The organism is Phyllobacterium lublinensis (genome assembly GCF_020164435.1).
GTDB lineage: Bacteria > Pseudomonadota > Alphaproteobacteria > Rhizobiales > Rhizobiaceae > Phyllobacterium > Phyllobacterium lublinensis.
On the sequence record NZ_JAIUDQ010000014.1, the window covers coordinates 114,536 to 134,584 of the forward strand.

The window sequence follows — 20,049 nt, forward strand, 5'->3', positions numbered from 1 at the left end:
ACAGCGACATGAAAGCCAAGGGCTCAGGTCTGCCCTTAAAAAATGGAGCATGTAGAGATGCCGGATCTGGAGCATATTGGGGAAGAATCTGAGCTTCACCAGAAGTACGAACGATTAATCGCCAAGGCCAAGCTGACGCCGGTGATGAGGACTGTTGTTGCCCACCCTTGCGACGAGACATCGTTGCGCGGGGCAGTCGAGGCGGCGGAAGTAGGGCTGATGCGACCGATCCTGGTCGGGCCGGCAGCAAAGATACATGCCGTCGCGAAACTACACGACATCGATGTCTCGCCGTTCGAACTGATCGACACGCCTCACAGCGACGCGGCCGCGGCAAAAGCGGTAGAGATTATCCGCGAAGGCGGCGCCGAGTTGCTTATGAAGGGAAGCCTGCATACGGATGAGCTCATGCGCGCCGTGACCTCTTCCGCCACGGGCCTGAGGACGGCGCGCCGGATAAGCCATGTCTTCGTGATGGATGTCCCGCACCATGCGGAAACGCTCTTTATCACGGACGCCGCTATCAACATTGCGCCCGATCTCGATGTCAAGCGCGATATCATTCAGAACGCCATCGATCTTTTCACGCAGATCGGTCTTGGGACGCCACGCGTTGCGATCCTTTCGGCCGTCGAGACCGTCACATCGAAGATCCCCTCGACGATCGAGGCGGCCGCCCTTTGCAAGATGGCCGAGCGTGGACAGATAACAGGCGGTATCCTCGACGGACCGCTTGCCTTCGACAATGCGATCGATCCGGAAGCAGCGCGAATAAAGGGGATTCAGTCGCCGGTCGCGGGCCAGGCTCAGATCCTCATCGTTCCTAATCTGGAGGCCGGCAATATGCTGGCGAAGAATCTCACATTTCTGGCCAGGGCAGACGCCGCAGGCATCGTCCTCGGCGCGCGCGTGCCGATCATCCTGACATCGCGTGCGGATTCGGTGCGGGCGCGTCTGGCCTCCTGTGCCGTGGGGGCTTTGCTTGCCGATGCGCGCCGCCGCACGGAACCGATAAAGGGCGTCTGATCCATGGATACCATTCTCGTCGTGAATGCCGGATCGTCCAGCTTGAAGTTCGAGGTGTTTTCAGTTGGGGACTCGCTGGCGCGCCTGGTCAAAGGCCAGATGGGAGGGATCGGCACTGCGCCGCACCTGACCATCCGGAGCCCCAGCGGTGAGCGACTTGCAAACGGAGACTATCCGCCCGAAGCCGTTCCCGACTTGCCCTCGGCAATGCACGTGGTCGGAGAATGGCTTCGGCAGCGGCAGCAGGGCAGACTGATTGCCGTTGGGCATCGCGTCGTTCATGGGGGACCGAAACATTCCCGTCCGGCCCGCATCGATGACGATTTGCTGCGTGACCTTGAACGCTACACGCCGCTGGCGCCCTTGCACCAACCCAACAACCTCGCGCCAATCCGCGTGCTGCAGGAACGCCAGCCAGAGCTCGCGCAGGTTGCATGCTTCGACACAAGCTTTCATCGCGGCCATGACCCCATGACGGACCACTATGCCATCCCGGCGCATTATTTCGACGAGGGCGTTCGGCGTTACGGCTTTCATGGGCTGTCCTACGAATATGTGGCCGCAAGACTCGCAGAGATCGCGCCGGGCATTGGCAGCGGACGCGTCATCATTGCGCATCTCGGAAGCGGCGCTTCCATGTGTGCCCTCTACGGGGGGCGGAGCGTTGAGAGCACATTAGGGTTCACCGCTCTCGACGGGCTGCCAATGGGCACTCGATGCGGACAGATCGACCCCGGCGTGCTTCTCTACCTGCTGCAACAGCACGGCATGACGGCAGCGCAACTGCAGGACCTTCTCTACAAGGAATCGGGGCTCAAGGGGCTTTCAGGCGTCAGCAATGACGTGCGTGACCTGCTTGCCAGCGACAGTCTCGGTGCGACGCTCGCGCTCGACCATTTCGTCCATCGCATCGGCCTCAACGCAGGAGCGCTTGCGGCCGCAGTCGGCGGGCTCGACGCCTTTGTTTTCACCGCGGGCGTCGGGGAAAATTCCCCGGTGATGCGTGCGCGAATTTCCAGCAAGCTCGCCTGGCTCGGCGCGTCGCTCGACGCCGGACGAAACGACGCCGGGGACCTGCTCATCTCAAGCGACGACAGCAAGGTTGCGATCTATGTCGTGCCGACTGATGAGGAACTGATGATCGCACGCCATACGGTCGCGCTCATCAGTTCGTAGCGAGATGTCCGTAATACGATGAATTCCGGCGCCAAAGAGGGCTGATATGATCCCAGAGGTAAAGGCAAAGCTTCTTGAAGGAAAACGAGGACTGGTAGTTGGCATAGCCAATGATCAGTCGATCGCCTGGGGGTGTGCCAGGGCGTTTCGCGCCTTGGGTGCAGAACTTGCAGTGACGTATCTCAACGACAAGGCAAGGCCGTATGTCGAGCCACTGGCCGAGGCGCTGGAAGCGCCCATCTTTATGCCGCTGGATGTTGCGATACAGGGACAGATGGAGGAGGTGTTCGACTGTATCGCGGAGCAATGGGGCGAGCTCGATTTCGTCGTGCATTCGATCGCCTTTTCGCCCAAGGATACACTGCAGGGACGCGTCACAGATGTTCCGCGTGACGGGTTTCTCAAAACGATGGACATTTCCTGCTGGTCGTTCATTCGAATGGCGCACCTTGCCGAACCACTTATGAAGCGCGGCGGCTCGCTGTTCACCATGACCTATTATGGCAGCCAGATGGTGGTAAAGAACTACAATATCATGGGGGTCGCCAAGGCGGCTCTCGAAAGCGCTGTTCGCTACATTGCCGCGGAACTTGGACCAAAAGGTATCCGCGTACATGCCATCTCTCCCGGCCCGTTGGCGACACGGGCAGCTTCAGGCATTCCCGAATTCGATGAGCTTCTCAACAAGGCGCAGGAAACGGCTCCGACACGCAGTCTCGTGTCGATCGACGACGTTGGCATGGCAACTGCCTTCCTCGCGCATGACGCCGCGCGACTGATGACCCGGGACACGATCTATATCGATGGCGGCTATCACATTATAGATTGAGGTGATGGCATCTCGGCGGACAACGAGAAAGCTGCGGTGAAGGGCGCGCGCAAGTCTCAAGCGTTAAAGTGCTCAATTACCCCCTTGATGCCGCGAACGCTTTCTGCAACGACCCGCGCTGCTCTCCGACACTCTGCCGTCCCGACGTTACCCCACAGATGCACGATTCCGTCGGCGACAGTCACTTTGATATCGAGCCCTTCCAGACCGGTGTTTTCTCCAAGGCGGATCGTGACGCTGCGCTGAATGGCTTCATCGCCTGTCGCCGTAGCATCCGGCTTCGCCGATAGAACCGCCTGGAGCAGGTCGGCCCGGCTCACGATGCCGACCAATTCACCAGTTCTCGTAACGGGAATGCGCTTTATGGAATGCTCCTGCATGAGCTGTGCGACGCGCTTGAGTGAGGTATCTTCATCGATCGTGACCGGATCTTGTGTCATAACGTCGCCGACCCGCCATGAGCTGCGCTTCACATAAGAATCAGCTCGCTTTTCGGCAGGCATATCCATTTCCGCGAGGGAGGCAACACCTCTGCTTCCCAATTCCGTTCGGCGGATCAGGTCCCCTTCGCTGATGATGCCCACCAGATGGCCCTCATCGTCAACTACAGGAATCCCGCTGACCGAATTGTCGATCATTACTTCAGCGGCATGCCTGACGCTGTTGTCGGGCGATATTGTGATTATCCTCGTTGTCATTACATCTTTAGCACGCATCTCAGTTGCGACTCCAATGAGATTAAGTACTGAATTCCGCTTAAAGAGATTATTCCTGTTGCAACAATTCGACAACAAGCTCATGCGCAGTTTGCGCTTGTCTCCCGTTGCAGCAATAGGCCACGCAGTTTCAGACTGGCAATTGGCGCAAACCGGAAACAATACGTGAACCCATTCGCCTTCCGGCAGCAAATAGCTACGAGGAGCAACCAACCGACATTGTCCGCTTCGTGAAGACCCTCACTGGGTGAAGCGAAGTTGCTGGGAAGTGGCCGTAACGAAAACAGCCCTTCGCTTGTCGTTGTCTTTTGCAATCGCACTCAATCGGATGGGCCTTTTACAGCGTTCGAGCGCGATGACGGCCATGGGCTTTCCGGTCGCAATTGCGGCTGTGCTTTTTTCAATCAAAGAGTAAAATGATCGTGGTCAAACGAACTTGCAGTTCAGGCATGACGCGGGGGCAATCAGAATGATTTCACAATTGACCGGTATCGAGAGAATCGTTGCCGCTTTCACCTTCCTCATCTTGATCTGTTTCGGAGTGGCCATGGCCGCCGGCGGTCGTGATGACCTAATCGGCACCCATGGCTGGGTCATTTCGCTTGCCGGCATTGCGGGGGCAATCGCTCTCTTGCGCGGCTACGATGCCCCAGACCCGTCACCCGACAGGCTCTCCGAATATTACGACGATCCGAGCAAGGCGGGCATCATCCTGACCCTGATCTGGGGCGTGATCGGGATGCTCGTAGGCGTGTGGGTCGCCGCGCTGCTCGCCTGGCCTGAACTCACCTTCGACGCCGCATGGGCAGGCTTCGGCCGACTGCGACCGGTCCACACCAGCGGCGTTATCTTCGGCTTCGGCGGCAACGCCTTGATCGCCACCTCGTTGCATGTCCTGCAGCGGACGACACGTGCACGACTGCCTGATCAATTCAGCCCCTGGTTTGTCCTGTTCGGCTACAACCTCTTTTGCGTTCTTGCCGCGAGTGGCTATCTTATGGGGATCACCCAATCCAAGGAATATGCCGAGCCGGAATGGTATGCCGACATCTGGCTGGTCGTCGTCTGGGTCGTCTATTTCTCGATCTATATCCGAACGCTCATGCGCCGCAAGGAACCGCATATCTACGTCGCCAACTGGTACTACATGGCCTTCATCCTCGTCGTCGCCCTTTTGCACATCATCAACAATCTTGCCGTTCCAGTATCGTTGGGACATGTAAAGAGCTATTCCGCATTTTCCGGGGTTCAGGATGCGATGACGCAATGGTGGTACGGCCACAACGCGGTCGCATTTTTCCTTACCGCCGGTTTCCTTGGAATGATGTACTACTACCTCCCGAAGCGGGCCGGACGCCCGATTTATTCCTACAGGATGTCGATCATCAGCTTCTGGGGTATCACCTTCATGTATATGTGGGCGGGCTCGCACCACCTCCATTACACTGCCCTCCCGCACTGGGTTCAGAGCCTTGGCATGGCTTTTTCGGTGGTCCTGCTTGTTCCCTCCTGGGCCTCAGCCGGAAACGCGCTTCTCACGCTGAACGGAGCTTGGCACAAGGTCAGGGACGACGCTGTCCTTCGCTTCATGATGCTCGCTGCGATCTTTTATGGGCTTGCGACATTCGAAGGCTCGTTCATGGCCATCCGCGCCGTCAACTCGTTGTCACATTATACCGACTGGACGATCGGTCACGTTCATGCCGGAGCGCTCGGCTGGGTGGCTATGATCACTTACGGCTCGCTCTATGCATTGACACCATGGCTCTGGAAGCGACCCGCACTCTATTCTGCGAAGCTGGTCGAATGGCATTTCTGGCTCGCCCTGTCTGGAACCGTAATCTACGTTTTTGCAATGTGGAATTCCGGAGTGATCCAGGGCCTCATGTGGCGGACCTACAACGATAGCGGAACGTTGAACTACACCTTCGTCGACTCGCTCGTCGCGATGCACCCCTACTACATTGCGCGCACGATCGGCGGCTTGCTCTTCCTGAGCGGCGCGGTAATCGCCCTCTACAACATCGTGATGACGATCCGCACGCCCGTGCCTGCTGCCTCGGAATCTGCCTCAGACATTCCCTTCGTGTTTGAGCCTGCAGCACCGACCGCCCCTGCTGGAGAGTAAACATGTTCAATTTTCATTATCGGCTTGAGCGCAACGCTATCGGCTTCGTCATCGCCATCATTGTCGTCGCGAGCATCGGCGGCTTCATCGAAATCGCTCCGCTATTCACCATCGACGAAACCGTGGAAAAAGCACCGGACATGCGGGTTTACACGCCGCTTGAGGTTGCCGGCCGCAACATCTACATCCGGGAGGGCTGCTATGCCTGCCACTCCCAGATGATCCGCACGTTGCGCGACGAGGTGGAGCGCTACGGCCCCTATTCGCTTGCGGTGGAGTCGAAATACGATCATCCGATGCTGTGGGGCTCGAAGCGGACCGGACCGGACCTTGCCCGCGTGGGCGGCAAATACTCGAACGACTGGATGACCGCGCACCTCAACAACCCGCGTGACGTCGTTCCCGAGTCGAACATGCCCGCCTATCGTTGGCTGTTGCGCAACCAGTTGAAGACAGATGATCTGGGCGAACACCTGGCCGCGTTGCGGGCGGTGGGCGTGCCCTACACTGACGAGATGATCGCAAACGCGCCGAAGGACGCCATTGGCCAGGCCAATCCGGACACCGACCTGGCAGCTGGAGTGACTGAGCGGTACGGCGACAAGACCGACGTGAGCCTATTTGACGGAAACCAAGGCGCGGTCACCGAGATGGATGCAGTGGTGGCCTACCTCCAGGTCCTCGGACATTTGACGGACGCCGCCCATACCACGCCGCAGAACGAGGTGGAATGACATGACGATCGATCATGAAATGTTGACGGGCTTTTCGAAAACATTCGGGTTGTTCTACCTGATTGCAATGTCGATCGGCGTGTTGATCTATGCTTACTGGCCCTCGAATAAGAAGCCGTTTGATCGTGCTGCCAAGGCTGTGGTCTCCGACGAAGAGGACAAGCCATGTTTGTAGGCGAACGCGACCCCTTCACCGGGCATCAAACAACCGGGCATGAATGGAATGGCATCAAGGAACTGAACACGCCCGTTCCGAGACCAGTGTACTTTTTTCTCATCACCATGGGGGTGTTCGCGCTGGCCTGGACTCTGCTCATGCCGAGTTGGCCGTATGGATCGGGATACTTCAAAGGACTGCTCGGCGTTGACCAGAAGCAGGCGGTCGCCAAGTCGATTGAGGAAGCCACAACGGGGCGCGCGCATTGGATGACCCGAATCGAAGAGGAAGACCTCTTGCAAATCCAGTCCGACACCGACCTGATGCACATCGTGCGCGAGGACGGCCGCACGCTTTTTGGCGACAACTGCGCGGCGTGCCATGGGGCGAACGCCAAGGGCAATAAGGGTTACCCAAACATCGCGCAGGCTCCGATGCTGTGGGGCGACGATCCGCAAACCGTGTTGCAGACCGTAACGGTTGGCATCAATGGCACGGATCCCAATACCCGTGTCTCGCAGATGCTCGCCTTTGGCCGCGATGGGATGTTGACAAAGGACCAGGTCTCGCAATTGGCAGGTTTCGTAGTATCGCTGTCTGACCCGACGACGGTCACTGACAACAACAAGGAAGACATGGCCAAGGGAAAAGACCTCTTTGCCACGAATTGTGTCGCCTGCCACGGTAATGATGCCAAAGGCATCGTCGAAAGCGGTGCTCCGAACCTCACGGACAACCATTGGACCTATGGAGGTGGCCGAGGCGACATCTACCAGACCATCTATTCGGGCCGCCAGGGCCATATGCCGAGTTGGGGCAAACGCCTTACCCCTGCGCAGATCAAGATCATCACGCTTTATCTTCTGGATCTGAGGAAGCAGGCGGTTGGGCCGGTGACGGGCGGTGCATCATGAACTTGAACATTGCCCGACCGAAACTGTTAATCTCGCTTGTCGTCGCCACTGGTCTCAGCCTGGTGATATTGGCGAACATTCATCTGGTTTACGTTGCAATCCAATCGCGGCCCGATTGCGTCGACCATTTGAAAGTCAAGGGTCAGCAGTCGGGAACTTACCGCGCAGCTGATTCAGCATGTTGACTCACGCTCATTTAGGCAAGGCAAGCGGCATAGGGAGAGGCTTCCGATGAGAATTCCAGAAACGGTTCCGCCACTTCCAAAGGCAGTCGACCGCAAAAGACACATTTCGCCGGACGAGGCATTCGCCTGGTTTGCGCAGGGCTGGCACGATCTATGGACCGTGCCCTTTCCTAGTCTTCTCTATGGCGCTGGGGTGGCGGCAATCTCGCTCGCAATCGCTGCGGGAATTCTCTTGTACCAACTGGATTTCGCATTCTTTCCAGCGCTTGCAGGCTTCCTAGTCGTCGGGCCGGCGCTCGCGACAGGCCTCTACGTCAAGAGCCGCCGCCTGTCCAAGGGGTTGCCGGTTACACTGGCGTCCATGGTGATCCCAGAGCGCGGCACGAGCCAGCACGTACTGTTCGTCGGAGCCGTCCTGTTGGGATTAATGCTGCTGTGGATGCGCGCTGCAGTGCTCCTTTACGCGCTTTTCTTCGGCTGGCGACCATTCCCAGGCATGGACCATATCATCCCCATGCTGTTCGGCACTCCGACCGGCATTGCGATGCTGGTGATCGGGGTTGCCATCGGCGGGATTTTTGCAGCCTTTGCCTTTGCCATCAGCGTTTTTTCCATTCCCATGGTTTTGGACAAAAGGTTTGATGCGTTCACCGCCATGGGAACAAGCATATCCATCGTCTGGAACAATCTGCCCGTGATGTTGCTGTGGGGCGCAATCGTGCTGAGTCTGACGCTCATCGCGTTGCTTTCTGGGATGATTGGATTCATCGTCATTTTCCCACTGCTGGGTCATGCGACCTGGCATGCGTACGTGACAATGCGCGACCCGGATTGACGGTCATGACCTGCTGCACTCCTGCAACCCCTCTGGTCACTGCCGATGCCTTTCGTCCGTCGGCCCCGTGGGCCGAGGAACTCAGGCTGGCCAGCCGACGCGTTGGCGACGGCATACTTCAGACCGAAATCTCGGTGCCCTCGATCCACTGCGGCGGCTGCATCAACAAGATCGAGCGCGGGCTGACCAAGCTGGACGGCGTGCAATACGTGCGGGTCAATCTGTCAAGCAAGAGATTGGTACTGCGCTGGTCGGAACTTGGGCCCCCTCCCGACGCAATTGGCGCGCTCAAGCAACTCGGCTTTAATGGGCACCTCTTCGATCCCACCGAGGCCGCAAAGCCGAGGGGCGATCTTCCAAGGCTGATCCGGGCGCTCGCTGTTGCCGCGTTTGCGTCGATGAACATCATGTCGCTGTCGGTTTCCGTTTGGGCGGGTGCGGAAGGTTCAACCCGGGACATTCTTCATTGGATATGTGCTGCCATCGCTCTGCCCGCGCTCCTCTACTCCGGGCGCGTCTTTTATGAGTCTGCCTGGCGCTCACTCTGGCACGGCCAAACCAACATGGACGTGCCGATTTCAATCGGTATTGCCGCGGCATTCTCCCTCAGCGTCTACGACAGCTACCACGGTTATGATCATGCCTATTTTGATGCGGCCACGTCGCTGGTGTTTTTTCTGCTAATAGGACGAACGCTGGACTACGTTATGCGGGAACGCGCGCGCACGGCGGTTAAGGGCCTTGCGCAACTTTCGCCACGAGGTGCAATGACGATCAAGGCCGACGGCGAATTCGAATATCTGCCGTTGAAAGAGATCAGGCCAGGGACGCGTTTGTTGATCACAGCCGGCGAGCGGGTTCCGGTCGACTGCGCGGTCGACATCGGAATTTCCGATGTCGATTTCTCCCTCGTGACTGGGGAAAGCGCACCGCGCAAAGTTGAATCGGGCGCTGTCCTGCAAGCAGGGACACTCAATATCACTGGATCGTTGACGGTCGTCGCCGCTGCAACTGCCGAAGAGTCGTTTCTCGCTGAAATGATCCGGCTGATGGAAGCAGCCGAATCCGGTAAGTCTGTCTATCGACGCATCGCCGATCGTGCGTCCGTACTATACGCGCCAGCGGTGCACATGACATCGCTCTTGAGCTTCCTCGGCTGGATGGTGATTCAAGGCGACGTTCACCAGGCAGCAACGATCGCTATTGCGGTTTTGATTATCACATGTCCCTGCGCTCTCGGGCTCGCCGTACCAATGGTGCAGGTCGTTGCGGCGTGCCGTCTCTTCGAAAACCGGATCATGGTCAGGGATGGATCGGCCATGGAGCGCCTCAACGAGATCAACACCGTTATTTTCGACAAGACCGGCACGCTCACATTGGGAGAGTTGCAGGTCGCCAACATTGATTTCATCGACCCGGATGCGCTTTCGGTGGCCGCCGGACTCGCGTCGCACTCGCGACATCCGAATGCCCGGGCTATATGCGCAGCCGCAAGCGTGCATGGCGCGACTTTTCACCGTTTCGACGAGGTAAAAGAATATCCGGGCCTGGGCTTGGAGGGCATTTATCAAGGGAAAAAGTATCGAATGGGGCGCTCGCTGTTTGCCTGCGGGACCGAAAGCAATTCCTCGGACACCGTTCTTACATGCGAGGGACGCCAGGTTGCCGCCATCTCATTTTCTGACAAGGTGCGTCCAGGGGCAAAGGCACTCGTCGACAAATTGCGAAGCGCGGGGATTTCTATGGAGATCGTTTCTGGGGACGGCATATCTGCCGTGAGGAAAGTCGCCGATGAGCTGGGCATTACCTACTACACTGCCGGCGTTTTGCCCGGGGGCAAACTTGACCGTGTCAAACAGCTGTGTAACCAAGGCCGGAAGGTCCTGATGGTCGGTGACGGACTAAACGACGCTCCCGCCCTCATGGCAGCGCACGTCTCGATGGCCCCGGCCAACGCTGCTGACGTTGGCCGCAACAACGCGGATTTCGTCTTTCTGCAAGACAGCCTTGATGCTGTGTTTCTTGCCTACAGGATTTCCCGCGATTCGGGCAAGTTGATCCGGCAAAACTTTGTCATTGCGATTGGTTACAATGTCTTGGCGCTGCCGGTTGCAATCCTTGGCTACGCGACACCTTTCGTCGCTGCATTGGCAATGTCACTGTCATCCATAGTCGTTGTGGCCAATGCAATGAGGCTCAAGGGTGCGGCGGGGAAGGGTGAGACAAAGCCTTTTGGCCGAAAGTTGCAGTTGGGGAGAATGGCAGGATGAAAGACTTCTTCTACCTGATCCCAATTTCATTGGCGCTCGGTCTCGTAGGCTTGGTGCTGTTCCTCTGGTCTCTCAAGAACGGACAGTACGAGGATCTGGACGGCGCGTCCGAACGGATTCTCTATGATGACGACAGACCTTCCGAGTCTTGCCTCGATTGAAGCATCCAAGAATGCCCGCAGAGCCTAAAGCAAGGCAACTCCCCTTGCCGCCTCACTCCTGCAGAAATCTTCATTATTGATCTGCCACAAGGAACAGACCGAAAACTCGGGAAAGCGACGATTAACTCACCGCCACCCATACCCAGTCACATACCTCGTTCCACTATGATCATTTACGATCTTTCCAGCACAGACCCGAAACAATTTGGGAACGCTCTTCGGAGCCTGCCCAGTGCAAAAGTCTGCGTTGTCAGTGGAGACGTGAACTCGGTGTGATCGCCCCATCGATGGTTCGCTAAATGGTCCTGACAGATCGGCACGACAAGGAAGTGCCGCAGACGCAGTCCTATTCCTCGCGCCGCCCCGACGTCCCCGCCTTATTCGATCGCACGTGTTAAAGAGCGCGTGATGATAACAGGGACAGACTTGTATCCGGGCGTGCCAGACGATTTGTCGTAATGACTTAGCGCAATTACCCTGTTCATCTCGGGATAATATCCTGCGGCCGACCCCGCGGGTATGTCATATTCTACAGCCGTTAGGCCTCGAATCCTTCTTGGGTACTCAAGGGGGCCATCGATCTCTGGAGCTGACTCGACGTCGACCAGATCACCTTCGGCCAATCCCCTCTCCTCCAGATCCGATTTATTCAAGAATATAATGTCGCGTCGGCCAAGAACACCCCGATATCTATCATCCATATCGTAAATAGTAGTGTTATACTGACTGTGGCTCCGGATCGTAGTCAGAGTAAGGACGCCCGGTTGTGATAGCCGGATGTCTTCGTCGAGACCCTCGGCCACTATAAAGTTAGCTTTCCCATTCGATGTACGCCACTCGCGCTGGGACGCTGGGATCTTCAGTCTAAAGCCACCCGGCACGCGAACCCTTTTATTAAAGTCAAAAAAATCCGGAAAAACGTGTTCGATCTTATTGCGTATATTGTCGTAATTACCTGTCAGCTCGTCCCAATCAATCCCGTGGCGATTACCTAGAGTGGCTTTGGCAATGCCGGCGATAACGGCAGGCTCTGACATCAGATGCTCGCTTGGAGGTTTTAGGAATCCCCGCGAAGCATGAACCATCGACATCGAATCTTCGACAGTTACGGACTGTGGACCAGACATTTGGACATCCAGATCAGTACGCCCCAACACTGGAAGGAGAAAAGATTGTTTCGCAGTCAAAAGATGCGTGCGGTTAAGCTTCGTTGCCATGTGGACGGCAAGATCGAGCTTTCGCATGCCTTCAAACGTCGTCGCCGGATCCGACATGGCCACGGCAAGGTTTCCGCCCAGGCTGAGCAATGCTTTCGATCGCCCCTCGACAATGGCTTTTACTGCTTCGATGGTGTTGTGACCTTTGGCGTCCGGAGGCTTGAAGCCGAAGGTGCGCTCGATTCCATCCAGGAGAGCTTTGTTTGGTATCTCGGTAATGCCAACAGTACGATCACCTTGTACGTTAGAGTGACCGCGGATTGGCGCAATCCCCGCTCCTTTTCGGCCAATGTTCCCGCGTAACAGAAGCAAATTTGCGATCTGTTGCACATTTGACGTCCCATGCCGATGCTGGGTAATGCCCATGCCGTAGCAAACGATAACGTTCTTGGCAGCCGCGTAGACGTCTCCCGCGCTCTCGATCTCGGCTCGTGTCAGTCCGGATTTTCGTGAAATTGTTTCCCAGCTTGTGACGTCAAGATCCCGTATCAACGCCTCCAGACCGGTGGTGTGCTGATCTATAAATGCCCGATCGAGAACACCTTTACCGCCCGCTGCTTGATCGAGCTCGTCGAGTTCGATAACGCGTTTCATGATGCCTTTTAGTACCGCAACATCGCCACCGGTTCTCACTTGGTGATAGGCTGATGCAATCGGTGTCGATCCCATCGTAATCATTTCTACTGGATCTTGCGGCGCCGCAAACTTCTCCAGTGCGCGTTCCTTAAGAGGATTGAATACTATGATTGGCACGTTTCGCCTTGCTGCTTCATGCAGCGTAGTCATCATGCGCGGATGGTTGGTACCGGGGTTATGACCAAAGCTGAAAATTGCATCGGCGTTATCAAAATCTTCGAGCGTAACCGTTCCTTTCCCAACACCTATCGAGTGCGGAAGACCGACGCTCGTCGCCTCGTGACACATGTTCGAACAATCGGGAAAATTATTGGTGCCAAAAGCGCGTACGAACAGCTGATACAGGAAGGCCGCTTCGTTGGAAGCACGGCCGGAAGTATAAAACTCTGCCATATTGGGATCCGGCAGGGCATTGAGCGCGCTCCCGATCCTCGCGAAGGCATCGTCCCATTCAACTGGAAGATAACGATCACTCGCTGCATCGTACATCAAGGGATGGGTTAGTCGACCTTCGCCTTCCAGTTCAAAGTCCGACCACTCCCAAAGCTTGCTGACGGTATGACGCTCAAAGAAGTCGGGCCCAACGCGCTTGGCAGTTGATTCCCACGTTATGGCTTTTGCTCCATTTTCGCAGAATTCAAACGACGATGTGTGTTTCGGATCGGGCCAAGCACAGCCTGGACAGTCAAAACCGTCTGGCTGATTGGCTTTCAAGAGGGTGGCCGATCCCTGTGCTACAATTTGTTGCTCTTTTAACGCACGTGCAACCGCTCTGAGGGCACCCCATCCACCTGCCGCCGCATTATAGTTGTGGATGCCCTTGGGTCTTTTTGATTTCATCGGACTACCTCCCTTAATTGCTGATTCACCTGGATACTGGGGAAATTGTCGAGCAGTCATGGCGTGGAGCCACATACAGACTAACATCGGCGTTGATGAATGTTGTCACGTAAAGATCGACGGCGACTCCGTCCGAGCTCCGAGACATTCACTGAAGGTCGCTGTTGTTGCCGCCTACGCCGCATGGACCATCAAGCTCCCGCCAATAGTTTCAACGTTGATCGACATGCGTCAAATGGCTAAGAGGCGAACCACCCGCCCATCCTCCCTTAAAATTCTTGGGCTGGCTATTGTGCCAAGGTGTCGCCCGCTGCTTTTGGATTGGTTATCGCAATATTGACGGGGTCAAACCAGGGTGCATGAGCAGCTGGCGTCATCTCAGCGTTCGGCTTTGTCTTCGCTTCCGATTGATCCTTCCCCATCTTGCGGTAGTCTAGGTTTTGATGTGCAACCCGATTGCGCGCTCTGAGTGCGCAACCTTGATCTGCCGACAGCGGTCTTTGCGGCCCTCAGATTCTTGGTTTCACTTCAGTCGGATTGGCGGCGAGACGGCTCATAGCGCGGACGCGGCATTTCACACTTCGCGCGCATGACCACATGATGAACCCCAAAGCGCAAGCTTCTTGTTTAATGTTATTTCATCCTCTGGCCTTTGATGGGAACCGAACCAACGATCCTGTTGTTACAGGAGCTCTTTATCTCACTGTAGCGGACATCATGCCGGCCGGGATCGAAGATCCGATGTGGGGCCGCAAGCAGACTGTCGACTACTGAATGGCAACCTTGCGAGAGCAGTCGTCGCGACTGTGATCAAGCCAAAACTCGACGACAGTCGAACCTCTCCCGGCGCGCCAATTGTGAACAAAACCGGGCACACCTGCCGGAGCCCCGCCGCCCATCGCCAGACCTTCCAGAAGCCAGCTTGGTCGAGGTCAATCGGCGACTTCTGCTTGCAGAGCGCCCCCTTGCCTTCGGCCACCGTCAGTTCGGCGAACTGCTCGATAACGACCAGGCGATACGCCATGATGTCGATGGAACAGCTTTGAAAACGCGGCCGCGGTCTCGTAGCCGACACGGGTCGCAATCCGTGCAATCCCCTCGTCGCTTGTTTCGAGCAGAAACGCAGCCTCCGACATCCGGCGTGCGATTAGATAACGGTACATGGACTGGCCGACGAGATTGGTGAAGCGAGCTGAAAACGCCGAGCGACCGAGCCCCACGCGGCGCCCCAGGTCGCCAAGGGTCCAGGGTTGATCCGGTCGTTCGTGGATCAACTGAAGCGCCGGTCCTATGTGCGGGTCCGCCATCGCCCCCAGCCACCCGCCTTCTCCGGACTCGAGAGAATTGATCCAGCTTCGCAACACCTCAACGAAGAGCACTTCTGTCAGTCGTGAGAGCGCGACGTCTTGGCCGGGACGCGCAAGCGAAGACTCGCTGACCATGCGTTGCAAAATCGCCTCGAGCCATCCGCCGTCTTCCGTCGGCTTCAGGAGAAGCAGGGGCGGAAGTAATTCCAACACGCTACCGCGCGAGGGCCGCTCCACAGTGAAATTGCCACAGATCATCGTCGAGAGCGGCTGCGCGTTGCCTCCATGGCGAACGACGCCAAGACGTCCGGGCAGTCGATCGAGGTCCAGAATCGGTAACGGCTTCGTCCAGCGATCCGAATAAATCAAGTGAGGCTCGCCGCGTGTGACGACGACAAAGTCGCCCGCGGTCATATGGAGTTCTCGTCCCTGATCGAGCGCGAGGGTAGCTGTGCCACGGCTGAGATAATGGAATAGGGCGTAGGGGCGCGCTGGCAATGCCAGATTCCATGGATGGCCGAGCTCGAAGTGGAAGAGCAAAGTCCCACCGAGGCGGACGCGATCGAGCACTTGGGCGAGGATGTCCATCCTCGCGATGATAATACGACGGACGGTCAGACACAATATTCGGACGATTGATGCCTAACGTCCAAATGCTCCACGTACTAACTGATCTCAAGTCGAGCCAACTGGTCGCGCGGCGAACCATCACGCAAACGCCAGATGGGGAAACGCGACTTTTGCCGACACGCCTGCCCTTCCCTGGACCCGCGTCGTCCGTCATCGCAACAGGAGCAACCAATGCGAAATCTTCTACTCTCAGTCGCCACCGTCCTCATGGCCGGAGCAACAGTTGCCGCCCCCGCCCAATCAGCTCAACTGCCCAAGGGGGCGGCTCACAATATCGTACTTGTCCATGGCGCTTTCGTCGATCAGACGAGTTGGAAGCCGGTTGCTGATATCCTCACGAAGAAGGGCTACAACGTAACGCTCGTCGAAAACCCGCTCACCTCCCTCGCCGCAGACGTCGATGCCACCAGACAGGCGCTCGCGAAACAGAACGGCAAGACCGTTCTCGTTGGCCACTCCTGGGGCGGCGTCGTGATCACGCAAGCAGGTGACGATCCGAAAGTCTCGGCCCTCGTCTACGTCTCCGCATTCGCACCCGACGTCGGACAATCCCTGGCGACCTTAGCCAAGAGCGGTCCGTCAACCGAAGGCGCCGCGGCGATTCAACCCGACGAAAAGGGCAACCTCTACATCGATCCCCAAGTGTTTCCTTCGGCTGTCGCGGCTGACCTTCCTCCAGAGATCGCCAAATCCCTGGCAAGCCATCAGCTCCCGTTGAACCACACGGCGTTCGAGGCTCCCGTCGATAAGGCGGCTTGGCACGACAAGCCGACGTTCTATGTGATCAGCACGAAGGACAAGGTCATCGCACCCGAGGCACAAAAGATGTTCGCCAACAGGATGAAGGCCCAGACGACTGAGATCGTCGGCAGCCATGCCTCCCTCGTCGTCCATGCGAAGCAAGTCGCCGCGGTGATAGAAAAGGCCGCACTCGTAAAGTGACGATAGCGCTCCCGGCACTTTCGTGCCGGGAGCGCCGCCCATTAACGAAGTTCCCATCTGACCATTCGCTGACGTTCATGCCGACAGTTAGCACACGCCGCGCTTATCTGTTTTCCATGTCAGATGGGCGCGCGCCCTCTTCATAAGTCTGGCTTATGCATGAATTCTTGCAAATCTGATCTGGATTGAATGTCTGCACCCGTCGGATGAGTGCTTGGGGGCCGATGGCCGACTGTCCGCTGCTAAGACAGAAGCTGATGCTGCGGCGGGAAAGCCCTGGTCAAGTTGCGCGAGCTTCGCAGTGATGTTGGCGAACATTGGATGTCAACCTTACGTCATCAGCACCCAATACCGAAGGCCGATGACCACGCACCCAATACCGGACGCGATCTGCCACATCGCCCGGCCGATTTAAGTCTTAAGACAATTTTCAGGTCGCCCGGGCTTCTTCGCAGCGGTATTCCCAAAACAAAATCAAGTCTGCTGCGGGGGCCATCTGGTGCCGTAAGTCAGCCAAGGTCAAGCCGAAGTCAATCCACTGCTCAGATGTGAAGCGATTAACGGTTGCCGGCGCTGAAGCCTCGACGTCACGGATCAGATCTTTGGTGGCATCACATATCTCTTTTGCATGCGTGAGCACTGCGATCCTCTCGGCAGACCTGAAATTGTTGTCCATCAGACTGAGCAAAAAATCGTCAGCACCGTTCGCCTCGGCCTTCTCCATCTCCTCCAAGTGTTCATTTTTGCGTTCCGCCCGGTCGAGTTCGATACGAAAGAAAAGTGCGGCGGCAAAAGCCAATTTCTGCGCATATTTCTTCTCTGCCTCGTCCAGTTGCGGCAGCGCAGGACACGAGAGACGACGGTATAGTCTTCCTAACATTTCAGTCGGACTCCTTTGGGTGGGATTTCCTGAAGTTCACAGGCGGCTTCCGCTGTTGTTAGCTGAGGTGCGGACAATGCTCCCTGACCTTCCAAACTATTCAGCGGCCTGTTGACCGGCGAGTAGACCGGAAGGTTCTTGATTTGCCCTTTCTCGGGCCCATGAGCTTAATCGTAACCAGCACGGGTAGAATGAATACGCCAGCCAGACTTAGAACCACGATGAGTGAGTGCCACATCGGATTGCCTTTCAAAAAGCGGGCCCCTTACATAAGGGGCCCGGACTTGTTCAAACTGCACAACTTCTTCATCATTGGTGGGGGCAGATCGCTCAATTTCCACCAACGAGCACTGGCGAGGCTCAATGGCCTTTCTTTCCAACCGTGCGGGCTTTCCCTAGCAGTTCGAAAAATTTCGCGCTTGCGCTTAGCTGCCAATCTTATGTGTTAGGACGCCAAGGAGGCTTCAGTCGGCTTAAACCAGCAAATTTGCCTCTGCCCAGCTTAGAATGAAGCTGGTGCGCTCCGCCGGTTGTGGGAGTGGTTGAGCACAAAAAACCCGCCGTTGGGTTCCGAGCAACCGTGGGTATGGGGTTTGTCAATCGCGACATTGGGAGATACGAACCACAATTGGATATTTCGCTCATTGGGGCACGGCCACAATAGATTCTTTCCCCAGGTTTGCCTGGTAGCCATTCCCACCCTTTATGATTTATCGCGCCGCGTGAGTTAGCGGCGTCTTAACACATAAGTTTGGCAGCTAATCGCAAGCGCGAATTTTTTCGAACTGCTAAAGAAAGCCCGCACGGTTGGAAAAGGCCATGAGCCTCGCTGGCGCCGCTTGATGAATTGAGCGATCTGCCCCCGCCAACCACGATGAAGAATTTGATCAAGAGCAAGTAGCCTAACCAAGTACGGGACCCCTCCTACGAGGCCCCGCTTGATTGTTCCACTGTCCCGGATCGCGAGGGGACAGTGGAGTAATCGTGCTCCGATTTTATGGTTCGACCCGAAGGCAAGAGCCTTCGGTCTCCATTCGCAAAAGGAACATATAGTGAAGAAACTCGTCGTGCTTGGCGTATTGTTCGCCAGCGTGTCCGCACCAGCTATGGCTGATCAGTCTTGCTCGCGCAACTTGTCGCAGATTTGGTTCGACACCCCGTGCTCGGTCGTCAATGCGGTGAAGTATGAAAAGGCCGGCAATGGTATCTCGCGCTCGTTGAATGCTCGCAGCGTGTCAAGGAATGCCCCTGCTTCGGGCCCTGCTGCACAGACGGAGAGTGCCGCAACTGCAACACACAGTAGTGTGTCGAGCGTGTCAAGCGCTTCAAACGAAGTGTCACGCAGCACCCCTGCCGCAACGCAACCCGACCGTGCGCCTGCTGCAACGCAACCTGACAACCCGCCGGCCGGTACACACGAAGCTGAGGTGGATGACGGACCGCACGAAGAGGCAAAAGACCCTGCCAAGGACCCGAGTACTGAAGATGAAGATACTCCTTCCATTGAGCAAGGTACGCCAAGCACACCTACGACTGCTCCGACCACTCCTGCCGACCCCAAGGACAAGGAACATGGTTGCTCGGGCGGCGGTAACTGCGGCGTAGGCGGTGGCAACGGCGGCGGAAATGGCACCGGTAACGAAGGCAACGGCAACCAAGGCAACAAGGGCGGCGACAAAAAATAATAATGCCTGATTGCTGCATCGTCCCGGCGCGAATGCCGGGAGTGTGGAGCAATCACGCTCCTTAGGAAAATGGTAAATGAAACTTCTTATCGCAAGTGCATTGGTTCTCGCATCTGTTGGCATGGCTTCGGCTGAAGCAACGATGGATAAAAAGGGTACCAATTCTCAGGGCTCCACCATTGGTGTGCAGTCATCGCAGGTTACCGGCAATGGTGACCATGTGGGCGGCAACGGTACCGGTAATGGGGAGTTTCGCGATGGCGATCAGACCACGACTCCAGGGTCGCGTGCTGATGCTGTGCATGACGCAAAGTCGCGTGCTGGTGAAAAGGGTGGTCACGACCACCAGCGTTGATCGAGGCAAATCGGCTTGTTCTAGAAAAATGGAGGGAGCCGTAAACCCCGCATCATGCGGGGTTTCCGACGGGACACAACCGAACATGAAAATCATGAGTATCGTAGGATCGTAAGCGGCAAGCCTGGAGCAACTCCGGACAGTGGCGGCAAAAAGGCTTTCGAACCTTCGAGGAACTGTTTGTCGCAGATACAGGATGACCGGCGGCGTTCCTGTCGAAATCGAGGAGCAAGATGCGACGACAGTCGCTTTCGAGCTCGCCGCGTCCGGCAATGTCAAGCTAAAGGCCGACAGGGTTGTCGGCAACCTTATCTCCGAAAGCGGCGATCTCACCCTCGACACACCGGTAGGGCTGCCCCCTGACGACTTCGACGGTGTGAAAAAGTCCGAAGGCTTCGTCGCGTCGCGAATGTCGCGCTGATGCCC

At 56.8% G+C, this 20,049-nt stretch carries 18 protein-coding genes; 14 read left to right on the forward strand and 4 right to left on the reverse strand.

Features of this window, described 5'->3' with window-relative positions; all coding sequences use genetic code 11:
- The first annotated feature begins 57 nt into the window (after window positions 1–57).
- From K9U38_RS16890 to fabI, 3 genes are read left to right on the forward strand one after another with little or no spacing between them, the layout of a single operon-like run.
- Window positions 58–1,026, forward strand: coding sequence for a phosphate acetyltransferase (locus K9U38_RS16890; protein ID WP_255607330.1), 969 nt, complete (start codon window positions 58–60; stop codon window positions 1,024–1,026).
- Window positions 1,027–1,029: 3 nt separating this feature from the next.
- The gene (locus K9U38_RS16895) at window positions 1,030–2,202 is read left to right on the forward strand and encodes an acetate/propionate family kinase (protein WP_224495513.1); all 1,173 of its coding nucleotides are present in this window, start codon (window positions 1,030–1,032) and stop codon (window positions 2,200–2,202) included.
- Window positions 2,203–2,248: 46 nt separating this feature from the next.
- A complete protein-coding gene (gene fabI, locus K9U38_RS16900; protein WP_224495514.1) occupies window positions 2,249–3,031 on the forward strand; it encodes an enoyl-ACP reductase FabI in 783 nt (260 codons plus the stop codon).
- 56 nt (window positions 3,032–3,087) lie between these two features.
- On the opposite strand, the gene K9U38_RS16905 is transcribed toward fabI, so the two are convergent.
- The gene (locus tag K9U38_RS16905; RefSeq protein WP_224495544.1) at window positions 3,088–3,747 is read right to left on the reverse strand and encodes a CBS domain-containing protein; all 660 of its coding nucleotides are present in this window, start codon (window positions 3,745–3,747) and stop codon (window positions 3,088–3,090) included.
- 469 nt (window positions 3,748–4,216) lie between these two features.
- Here K9U38_RS16905 and ccoN point away from each other — a divergent pair, with 469 nt between their 5' ends.
- The 7 genes from ccoN to ccoS all read left to right on the forward strand — a co-directional run bounded on the left by ccoN (window position 4,217) and on the right by ccoS (window position 11,131).
- Complete coding sequence (gene ccoN / locus K9U38_RS16910; RefSeq protein ID WP_224495515.1) at window positions 4,217–5,875, forward strand: cytochrome-c oxidase, cbb3-type subunit I; 1,659 nt, start codon at window positions 4,217–4,219, stop codon at window positions 5,873–5,875.
- A 2-nt stretch (window positions 5,876–5,877) separates the two neighbouring features.
- Complete coding sequence (ccoO, locus tag K9U38_RS16915; RefSeq protein WP_224495516.1) at window positions 5,878–6,609, forward strand: cytochrome-c oxidase, cbb3-type subunit II; 732 nt, start codon at window positions 5,878–5,880, stop codon at window positions 6,607–6,609.
- 1 nt (window position 6,610) lies between these two features.
- Entirely contained in the window at window positions 6,611–6,784 is a 174-nt protein-coding gene (locus tag K9U38_RS16920) for a cbb3-type cytochrome c oxidase subunit 3 (RefSeq protein WP_224495517.1), read from the forward strand.
- Window positions 6,775–7,680 (forward strand): cytochrome-c oxidase, cbb3-type subunit III, encoded by a 906-nt coding sequence (ccoP, locus tag K9U38_RS16925; protein ID WP_224495518.1) that lies wholly within the window; start codon window positions 6,775–6,777, stop codon window positions 7,678–7,680. The genes K9U38_RS16920 and ccoP overlap by 10 nt, the downstream gene beginning before the upstream one ends.
- A gap of 231 nt (window positions 7,681–7,911) precedes the next feature.
- Window positions 7,912–8,700, forward strand: coding sequence for a DUF2189 domain-containing protein (locus tag K9U38_RS16930; protein ID WP_224495519.1), 789 nt, complete (start codon window positions 7,912–7,914; stop codon window positions 8,698–8,700).
- 5 nt (window positions 8,701–8,705) lie between these two features.
- A complete protein-coding gene (locus K9U38_RS16935; protein WP_224495520.1) occupies window positions 8,706–10,970 on the forward strand; it encodes a heavy metal translocating P-type ATPase in 2,265 nt (754 codons plus the stop codon).
- Window positions 10,967–11,131, forward strand: coding sequence for a cbb3-type cytochrome oxidase assembly protein CcoS (ccoS, locus tag K9U38_RS16940; RefSeq protein WP_224495521.1), 165 nt, complete (start codon window positions 10,967–10,969; stop codon window positions 11,129–11,131). The genes K9U38_RS16935 and ccoS overlap by 4 nt, the downstream gene beginning before the upstream one ends.
- A gap of 377 nt (window positions 11,132–11,508) precedes the next feature.
- Here ccoS and K9U38_RS16945 read toward each other — a convergent pair whose 3' ends face one another.
- Window positions 11,509–13,824, reverse strand: coding sequence for an FdhF/YdeP family oxidoreductase (locus K9U38_RS16945; protein WP_224495522.1), 2,316 nt, complete (start codon window positions 13,822–13,824; stop codon window positions 11,509–11,511).
- Between the two features lie 932 nt (window positions 13,825–14,756).
- Window positions 14,757–15,719 carry an AraC family transcriptional regulator gene (locus tag K9U38_RS16950; protein ID WP_224495523.1) on the reverse strand — a complete coding sequence of 321 codons (963 nt, stop codon included), beginning with the start codon at window positions 15,717–15,719 and terminating at the stop codon, window positions 14,757–14,759.
- Between the two features lie 213 nt (window positions 15,720–15,932).
- On the opposite strand from K9U38_RS16950, the gene K9U38_RS16955 reads away from it, so the two are divergent.
- Complete coding sequence (locus tag K9U38_RS16955; protein ID WP_224495524.1) at window positions 15,933–16,703, forward strand: alpha/beta fold hydrolase; 771 nt, start codon at window positions 15,933–15,935, stop codon at window positions 16,701–16,703.
- Window positions 16,704–17,133: 430 nt separating this feature from the next.
- Here the strand turns inward: K9U38_RS16955 and K9U38_RS16960 are convergent, their stop codons facing one another.
- Window positions 17,134–17,583: a hypothetical protein gene (locus tag K9U38_RS16960; RefSeq protein WP_224495525.1), complete on the reverse strand. Its 450-nt coding sequence runs from the start codon at window positions 17,581–17,583 to the stop codon at window positions 17,134–17,136.
- Window positions 17,584–18,635: 1,052 nt separating this feature from the next.
- Between K9U38_RS16960 and K9U38_RS16965 the strand changes: the two genes are divergently transcribed.
- From K9U38_RS16965 to K9U38_RS16975, 3 genes are all read left to right on the forward strand, one after another.
- Window positions 18,636–19,268, forward strand: coding sequence for a hypothetical protein (locus K9U38_RS16965; protein ID WP_224495526.1), 633 nt, complete (start codon window positions 18,636–18,638; stop codon window positions 19,266–19,268).
- 76 nt (window positions 19,269–19,344) lie between these two features.
- On the forward strand, window positions 19,345–19,623 hold the full coding sequence (locus tag K9U38_RS16970; protein WP_224495527.1) for a hypothetical protein: 279 nt from the start codon (window positions 19,345–19,347) through the stop codon (window positions 19,621–19,623).
- A 196-nt stretch (window positions 19,624–19,819) separates the two neighbouring features.
- The gene (locus K9U38_RS16975) at window positions 19,820–20,044 is read left to right on the forward strand and encodes a hypothetical protein (protein WP_224495528.1); all 225 of its coding nucleotides are present in this window, start codon (window positions 19,820–19,822) and stop codon (window positions 20,042–20,044) included.
- Window positions 20,045–20,049 lie beyond the last annotated feature (5 nt).